The organism is Ramlibacter sp. (assembly GCF_013697775.1).
Classification (GTDB): domain Bacteria; phylum Pseudomonadota; class Gammaproteobacteria; order Burkholderiales; family Burkholderiaceae_C; genus Ramlibacter.
The window spans coordinates 1-6,977 of sequence record NZ_JACCWG010000254.1; the positions used below are offsets into that span (position 1 = coordinate 1).

Below are 6,977 nucleotides of genomic sequence, written 5' to 3' on the forward strand. Positions count from 1 at the left end.
CTCCAGCACGTCGGCCAGGATCACCGCGCCGCGTTGCGCAGGCGGCAGGCGCATGAAGACGCGCAGCGCCAGGGCGGCGGTGCCCGGGTCGGCCGCGGCGGCGGCCGGCAGGGCGTCGGTGTCCACGTCGTCGGCGAACAGGGCCTGGTCGCGGGCGCGGCGCCGCAGCAGGTCCATGGCGGCGTTGTGGGCGATGCGGAACAGCCAGCTCTCGGGATGGCGGACGGTGGCGGCGTCGAAGCCGACGGCGGCCTTCATCAGCGCCTCCTGCACCGCGTCTTCGCCGTCGAGCGCGGAGCCGGTCATGCGCGCGCAGTAGCGGTGCAGCCGCGGGCGCAGGCGCTCGGCAAGCTGGTAGAAATCGGCCGGTGGGGCGAGGTCGGGCATGGGAAGTCCATTGTGGGCGTTCCTGCAGGAGACGTTCCGCGCGGCCGAAACGGTGCGGCGCCCGCCGAAAAAGATCCGCATCCTTCGCGGCCGCCGCCGCGTCTTTGGTGCACGGGGCCGGTGGCGGCCCCGCCCAACCAGGAGCAAGCGATGAAGAAGACGACGATGGTGCGCTACAAGGTCCGCCCCGAAGAAGCGGCGCTGAACCAGCAGCTGATCGAGGCGGTGTTCGAGGAACTGCAGCGGACCCGCCCGGCCGGACTGGAATACCAGTCGTTCCGCATGGACGACGGCGTCAGCTTCGTGCACGTGTCGGTGACCGAGGCCGGCCAGCCGAGCCCGCTGCAGGCGGTCGAAGCGTTCAAGGCCTTTCTGTCGGACATCCGGGCGCGCTGCGAGGAGCCGCCCGCCAACGTGGAGGTGCTGCGCATCGGCCGCTACGCCGCTCAGGTTTAGCGCGGGCGCGGGTGGCGTTGCGGCGGGCCGGGACAGAATCGGATATGTCCACATTCAACCCCGAACGCACGCCCGACTTTTTCAACCGCCTGAGCGAAGGCCATCTGCCGGGCCTGATGGGCCTGCGGGTGCTGGAGGCCGCCCAGGGCGTGGTGCGCGCGGAGCTGCAGGTGCGCAGGGAACTGTTCGCGCCCAACGGCTTCCTGCACGCCGGCACGGTGGTCACCCTGGCCGACACCGCCTGCGGCTACGGCTGCGTGGCGCACCTGCCCGAGGGCGGCAAGGGCTTCACCACCATCGAGCTGAAAAGCAACCACCTGGGCACGGCGCGCGACGGCACCATCGAGGTGGAGGCGCGCGGGGTGCACCTGGGCCGCAGCACGCAGGTCTGGGACGCGACCGTGCGGCACCGGGAGACGGGCAAGACCATCGCCCTGTTCCGCTGCACCCAGATGATTCTCTGAGCCCCGCGTCAACGCGCTCCTACGCCAGCTTGCGAGCGGACCGACAGCCCACCCGCGGGCGGCCGGTAAATTCAAGCGGCACAAGGAGAAATGCAATGACGACTGTGGCAGAGATCATGACGCGAGGTGTTCGCAGCCTCACCCCCAACGACACCGTGGTGCGCGCCGCCCAGGTCATGGATGAACTGAACGTGGGCGTGCTGCCCGTGTGCGAAGGCGACAAGCTGGTCGGCATGGTGACCGACCGCGACATCGTGGTGCGCGGCCTGGCGCAGGAGAAGTTCGAGGCCAAGACCACTAGGCTGTCCGACGTGATGAGCACCAACGTGCGCTGCGTGCGCGAGGGCGACGACGTGGACGACGTGCTCAGCCGCATGGCCGAGCAGCAGATCCGCCGGATGCCGGTGGTGGACGAGAACGAGCGGCTGATCGGCATCGTGTCGCTGGGCGACATCGCCGCCAAGGACCCGGACGACAACGTCGACGTCGCCATGTCGCTGGGCGATATCTCCACGCCGGCGGAACCCGATCGCGGCGGCAAGCAGAAGAACTGACAGCATGGTGCGCGGCGCGCGTTGTGCCGCGGCCACACTGGGCGCTCGCTGTGCTTTCCGTCACAGCGTGTTCATCTGTGCCTGCCTACACTGCAAGCACAGGTGTTCACATGCGTTTATCCAGCGTCTTCGATTCCAAATTCTTGGTGCGTTTCCCGCAATCGCAGGAGCACGCCGGCACGGTTGCCGCAGCCAAGCAAGCCACCAGCATCATGCCGGTGCTGACGCAGGATTTGCCCGAGGACCTCGACCAGCGCGTTCGCCAGATTGGCGAGTGGCAGCTGGAAGACTGGTAGCCCCGCGCGGCACGCGAACGCAAAGACAAAGGGCGCCTTGCGGCGCCCTTTGTCTTTGCACGAACCTGACTGCCTGCTTAGCGGTTGCCTTCGCTGCTGCCGCTCTGGCTGTTCTGGTTGTTCTTCGCGCGGTTCTGACTGCGGGCCTGTCCGCCCTTGCGGCCGGCTTCGCGCGCTTCCTCGGAAGTGAACTCGTGCGCGGTGCCCTTTTCGTGGGCGGCGCGGCCGCCTTCGCTGGCGATTTCGCGCTGGCGTTGCGGGTCCATCGAGGCGAAGCCGCGGTTGGACGTGCCGCTCTTCTTGGCTTGGGTGTTGTCGGATGCCATGTGGGTACTCCTTGAAACGGTGTTGATTGCATGGCCACTGCTGCATCGGCCATGTATTGATTGAGCGTGCATGTGCTAGTGACGCTCGTCAGGCGCCGATGCAGTCAACTGTAGGACTGCGCCTTGCCCCGTTACAACGCGGCGCGAGCCAGCACGCCGCTTTGCAAGCGAGTGAGCAACACCTTCGCTGTAGGCGCGACGTTGGCGCTTGGCTGAGCCTGAGCTTGCAGGCTTGTCACAAGTCGCTCCACGCCCGGCACCGAAGGCAGCACGGGACCGAGGAACAGCGCGTCGCCGCCGCGTGCGACCAGCAAGGTGGGAAAGGTTTCGATGTCGACGTCGCCCATGGCGTCGTCCTCGTCCTCGATGTCCACCCAGGCGAAGCGCAGGCCCGGGTGCCGGCGCGCCAGGTCTTCGAAGACCGGCTGCCACTCGCGGCAGGCCACGCACCAGGCGGCGCACAGGCAGACCACCCACACGGGAGCGGAGGTGTCGCTGGCGGCCGCTGATTGCATCGAAACCAGTTTAGCGGCGCACCCCTTGCCCGCGCAGGCGTGGGGTTGGCCGGGGGTCAGCCCGGGGCGCAGCCGGCGTAGGCGTCCAGCTCCGGGCGGTAGGCGGCGGTGCGCACACGCAGCAGGCCCAGCACGGAGTGGAAATAGTTGTCGTGCGACACCTGCCGGTCGGCGCGGGCGCGCAGGCACTGCATGCCGGTGCCTGCGTCGCGCTCGAAGCCGGGCGACAGCCAGGTGATCCAGGGCACGTGCTTTTGCACGTCGGGCGCCAGGCTGTAGGGCAGGCCGTGCAGGTACAGGTTGTTTTCGCCCAGCGACTCGCCATGGTCGGCGACGTAGACCATCGCGGTATCGTAGTCGGCTTGGCGGCGCTTGAGCCACTCCACCGTGGAGGCCAGCACATGGTCGGTGTAGGCGATGGTGTTGTCGTAGGCGTTCACCACCTCGGCGCGGCTGCAGTCCTGCAGGTTGACGCTGGTGCACTCGGGCAGGAAGCGCTTGAACGCGGCCGGCGAGCGGCGCGCATAGGCCGGCCCGTGGCTGCCCATCTGGTGCAGCACCAGCACCACGCCGCGCGCGCGCCGCTCGGCCGGCAGCGCCGCGATGCGCTGGTCGATGCCTTCCAGCAGGATGCCGTCCAGGCATTCGCCGTCCGGGCACAGCGTGGGATGGCGGCTCTCGGCCACCTTCGCGCTCGGCACGCGGTCGCACACGCCCTTGCAGCCGGCCTGGTTGTCGATCCATAGCACGGCCAGGCCGGCGTGCTGCAGCACGTCCATCAGGTTCTCCGCATCGGCCTTGCGGTCCTCGTAGGCCTGGCGTCCCAGGTGCGAGAACATGCAGGGCACCGAGGCCGCAGTGCTGGTCCCGCACGACCAGGCGTTGCGCCAGCTCACCACGTTCTGCGCGGCCAGCTCCGGCGTGGTCGCCCGGGCGTAGCCGTTGAGCGCGAAGTTGCCGGCGCGCCCGGTCTCGCCCAGCACCAGCACCAGCAGAGGCGCGTGGGCGCCCTGCCAGGCCAGGGTGGCGTCGCGCCCGAGCGGCTCCATGCGGCCCGGGCCGCGCCGCAGCGGCTTGGCCACGGCCTGGCCGAGCGCATACACCGAGGCCAGCGGGTTCAGCATGTAGCGCAGCTGCTTGTGGTTGCGCATGGCCGACGAAAGCGGCTGGAAGCTCAGCAGCACCACGCCGGCCGCCGCCGCAATGGCGACCGCGATGGCGATGGTGTTGCGCAGCAGCTGGTGCGGCCATGGGCGGTAGTGCACCGTGGTGCGCCAGACCAGCCAGCCCGGCACCACCGCCAGCAGGAACAGCGCGGCCAGCAGCCTGGGGCTGAACAGCGCGAGCGCCTCGCGCCGGTCGGTCTGCAGCACGTTTTCCAGCATCGTGCTGTCGATCACGATGCGGTAGGTCAGCATGAAATACGCAGCGAAAGCGGAGGCGACGAGCAGCAGCAGGATTGCCGGCTTGAGCGTGCAGCGCCAGGCCAGCAGACTCAGGAGGGCGACCAGCAGGGCGCCCATCACCACCGCGAGCGCGACGGCCAGCAGCCAGCCGGCCGGCTGGTCCAGCAGCGACAGCGCCGCCAGTTCACGCCACAGGGGAATGTTGGCCAGCGTCGCCATCCAGGCGCTGCTGCCGGCCACCAGCCACGCCGGGCCCAGGTCCCGGCGCTTGCTTTCGGAAATCATGCGGGCGATCAGAGTTCGTGTTCGATCGCCATTGTCGCGGGCCACAGCCGGTCCACAGCCCAGGCGAAGGTCCAGCACAGCCAGGCCGTCCACAGCGTGTGGCTGGTGAAGTGCGCGCCGCGCAGCTGCTGCGTGAAGCCCAGCACCAGGCCGGCGGCCAGCGCCGCCGCCAGCCAGCGGTGGGCGGTGCGGCGGTCGGTATGGCGGAACGCGAAGTAGCCGGCCAAAAAGCTGAAGCCCGACACTGCATGCCCGGCCGGAAAGCAGTGGCCCGGGCCGCCATCCGCTCCAGGCCACCAGTGCGACACATGGCGCGCCACGCCGCCGAAGGCCTGCAGGTCCCAGGGGCAGCTGGTGGTGCTCAGGCCCTTGAGCGCGGACACCAGGAAGGCCGACAGCAAGGTGGTCAGCGCCAGCTGCAGCCGGCGCGAGGTGCCCAGGCGCTTGAGCGGGCCGAGCGGCCACCACACGCCCAGGGACAGCAGCAGCGCCAGGAACCAGGAGACGCGCCGCATGCCGTCGTGCATCACGCCGTCCAGGAACCAGTGCTCGCGCAGCGCGAAGCCGTGGGCCGAGCCGGCAAGGTGGGCGAGGGTCATGTCCAGGCCGGTGAGCTCCCAGCCTGCAAGCAGCAGCAGGCCGATGGCGGTGACCCAGGCCCGCGCGTCGATGGAGGACAGCCGGCGGCCGGTGCCGCCGGAGGCAACGGCCGGCGCCGGAAGGCGGGTGGGGAGGGGGGCCGCGGATGGGGCCAGCGCGGCGTCGGCAATGCGATTCACAGGCCGGCATGCTGCCCGGCGGGCCTTAAACCATCCTTAAGAAACCGGAATGCGGCCGGGCCGTTCGCGGACAATTCCCGCCCATGCGGGTTCTTGTGGTGGAAGACGACGATGGCATTGCCGCCGGCCTGGCCGCCACGCTGGGCGCGCAAGGCTGGGCGCTCGACCGGGTGGCGAGCCTCGCCGCCGGCTGGGCGGCGCTGCAGGCCGAAGCCTTCGACCTGGTGCTGCTGGACCTGGGCCTGCCCGACGGCGAAGGCGGCACGCTGCTGCGGCGCCTGCGCGGCGCACCTTCGGGCCGCATGCCCGACCCGCAGACGCCGGTGTTGATCATGACCGCGCGCGACGAGGTGGCCTCGCGCATCGCCGGCCTGGACCTGGGCGCGGACGATTACCTGACCAAGCCTTTCGACCCTGACGAACTGGCGGCGCGCATGCGTGCGCTGCGCCGGCGCGCGGCGGGCCGTGCGCAGCCGGTGCTGGCCTTTGGCGACCTGCTGGTCGACCCGGCGGCGCGCAGCGTGTCGCGCGGCGGGCAGCCGGTGGAGCTGTCGGCGCGCGAATTCGCGGTGCTGCTCGCGCTGCTGGAGGCGTCACCGCGCGTGCTGTCGCGCGCGCAGATCGAGGCCAAGCTCTACAACTGGGCCAGCAGCATCGAGAGCAACGCGGTGGAGGTGCACGTGCACCACCTGCGCAGAAAACTCGGCGACAGCGCGATCCGCACGGTGCGCGGCGTCGGCTACTTCGTGCCGCAGGAGGGCGCATGAAGGGGCCGAGCCTCACGCGCCACCTGCTGGCCTGGACCCTGGGCGCGCTGGTGCTGGTCTGGGGCAGCCTGGTCGCCGTGGGCTACATGACGGGCCAGCACGAGGCCGACGAGCTGACCGACGGCCACCTGGCCAGCACCAGTGCGCTGCTGCTGGCGTACGAGAGCGGCACGTTCACGCCGGGCACCGTGATCGGCCCGCCGGCCGGCGCCGCGCAGCTGAAGGCGCACGACTACCAGCAGTCCCTGAGCGTGGTGATCTGGGACGCGCAGGGCCGCGTGCTCACGCGCATGGGCGACGCGCCCGAGCCCGATTTCTCCACGCCGCAGGGTTTCGCCACCCTGCAGCTCGGCGTGCCGCCGGCGGCCTGGCGCGTGTTCTCGCGCTGGAACGAGGGGCGCACGCGCAAGATCATGGTGCTGCTGTCGGCGCAGGAGCGCCACGACCTGGCCGAAGACATCGCCGAGCAGATCAGCCAGCCCGGCCTGTGGCTGCTGCCGGTGGTGGCGCTGCTGCTCGGGCTGGCGGTGTGGCGCGGGCTGCGGCCGCTGTACCGGTTGTCGCAGGAGGTGCTGGCGCTGGACATCCAGCGGCCGCGCCCGCTGGCGCAGCCGGCGCGGCACGCCGAACTGGCCGCCATCGCCGACGCCATCGGGCTCCTGGTGCAGCGCTACAACGCGGCGCTCACGCGCGAGCGGGCGCTGGCCGACGAATTCGCGCACGAGCTGCGCACGCCGCTGGC

The 6,977-nt window shown here is 70.4% G+C and carries 11 protein-coding genes; 6 read left to right on the top strand and 5 right to left on the bottom strand.

Translation table 11 applies throughout. The features are described from left to right. Window positions 1–387, bottom strand: a 387-nt coding sequence (locus tag H0U68_RS12650; RefSeq protein ID WP_296356089.1) for an RNA polymerase sigma factor, incomplete at its 3' end; no start/stop codon positions are given. Window positions 388–537: 150 nt separating this feature from the next. Here H0U68_RS12650 and H0U68_RS12655 point away from each other — a divergent pair. The 4 genes from H0U68_RS12655 (at window position 538) to H0U68_RS12670 (ending at window position 2,157) form a co-directional block, all read left to right on the top strand. After that, entirely contained in the window at window positions 538–843 is a 306-nt protein-coding gene (locus tag H0U68_RS12655) for a hypothetical protein (RefSeq protein WP_296356091.1), read from the top strand. A gap of 44 nt (window positions 844–887) precedes the next feature. Continuing rightward, entirely contained in the window at window positions 888–1,307 is a 420-nt protein-coding gene (locus H0U68_RS12660; RefSeq protein WP_296356093.1) for a PaaI family thioesterase, read from the top strand. A 95-nt stretch (window positions 1,308–1,402) separates the two neighbouring features. Further along, window positions 1,403–1,861: a CBS domain-containing protein gene (locus H0U68_RS12665; RefSeq protein WP_296356095.1), complete on the top strand. Its 459-nt coding sequence runs from the start codon at window positions 1,403–1,405 to the stop codon at window positions 1,859–1,861. Window positions 1,862–1,971: 110 nt separating this feature from the next. Next, on the top strand, window positions 1,972–2,157 hold the full coding sequence (locus H0U68_RS12670; protein ID WP_296356097.1) for a hypothetical protein: 186 nt from the start codon (window positions 1,972–1,974) through the stop codon (window positions 2,155–2,157). A gap of 77 nt (window positions 2,158–2,234) precedes the next feature. Here the strand turns inward: H0U68_RS12670 and H0U68_RS12675 are convergent, their stop codons facing one another. The 4 genes from H0U68_RS12675 to H0U68_RS12690 form a co-directional block, all read right to left on the bottom strand. Then, entirely contained in the window at window positions 2,235–2,483 is a 249-nt protein-coding gene (locus H0U68_RS12675) for a KGG domain-containing protein (RefSeq protein ID WP_296356099.1), read from the bottom strand. A 131-nt stretch (window positions 2,484–2,614) separates the two neighbouring features. After that, window positions 2,615–2,998, bottom strand: coding sequence for a thioredoxin family protein (locus tag H0U68_RS12680; protein WP_296356101.1), 384 nt, complete (start codon window positions 2,996–2,998; stop codon window positions 2,615–2,617). Between the two features lie 56 nt (window positions 2,999–3,054). Then, window positions 3,055–4,689 carry a phosphoethanolamine--lipid A transferase gene (locus H0U68_RS12685; protein ID WP_296356103.1) on the bottom strand — a complete coding sequence of 545 codons (1,635 nt, stop codon included), beginning with the start codon at window positions 4,687–4,689 and terminating at the stop codon, window positions 3,055–3,057. Window positions 4,690–4,697: 8 nt separating this feature from the next. Then, window positions 4,698–5,468, bottom strand: a complete 771-nt coding sequence (locus H0U68_RS12690; protein ID WP_296356105.1) for a phosphatase PAP2 family protein — start codon at window positions 5,466–5,468, stop codon at window positions 4,698–4,700. 83 nt (window positions 5,469–5,551) lie between these two features. Between H0U68_RS12690 and H0U68_RS12695 the strand changes: the two genes are divergently transcribed. Both H0U68_RS12695 and H0U68_RS12700 read left to right on the top strand, forming a co-directional pair. Beyond that, the gene (locus H0U68_RS12695; RefSeq protein ID WP_296356107.1) at window positions 5,552–6,235 is read left to right on the top strand and encodes a response regulator transcription factor; all 684 of its coding nucleotides are present in this window, start codon (window positions 5,552–5,554) and stop codon (window positions 6,233–6,235) included. Beyond that, window positions 6,232–6,977: sensor histidine kinase N-terminal domain-containing protein (locus tag H0U68_RS12700; RefSeq protein WP_296356109.1), on the top strand; the 746-nt coding region annotated here is incomplete at its 3' end. The genes H0U68_RS12695 and H0U68_RS12700, both read left to right, overlap by 4 nt.

Excerpts from the sequence above, each read along its gene's own strand:
- H0U68_RS12655 (WP_296356091.1), top strand. The coding sequence starts at position 538 with ATGAAGAAGACGACGATGGTGCGCTACAAGGTCCGCCCCGAAGAAGCG.
- H0U68_RS12660 (WP_296356093.1), top strand. The coding sequence starts at position 888 with ATGTCCACATTCAACCCCGAACGCACGCCCGACTTTTTCAACCGCCTG.
- H0U68_RS12665 (WP_296356095.1), top strand. The coding sequence starts at position 1,403 with ATGACGACTGTGGCAGAGATCATGACGCGAGGTGTTCGCAGCCTCACC.
- H0U68_RS12670 (WP_296356097.1), top strand. The coding sequence starts at position 1,972 with ATGCGTTTATCCAGCGTCTTCGATTCCAAATTCTTGGTGCGTTTCCCG.
- H0U68_RS12675 (WP_296356099.1), bottom strand. The coding sequence starts at position 2,483 with ATGGCATCCGACAACACCCAAGCCAAGAAGAGCGGCACGTCCAACCGC.
- H0U68_RS12680 (WP_296356101.1), bottom strand. The coding sequence starts at position 2,998 with ATGCAATCAGCGGCCGCCAGCGACACCTCCGCTCCCGTGTGGGTGGTC.
- H0U68_RS12685 (WP_296356103.1), bottom strand. The coding sequence starts at position 4,689 with ATGATTTCCGAAAGCAAGCGCCGGGACCTGGGCCCGGCGTGGCTGGTG.
- H0U68_RS12695 (WP_296356107.1), top strand. The coding sequence starts at position 5,552 with ATGCGGGTTCTTGTGGTGGAAGACGACGATGGCATTGCCGCCGGCCTG.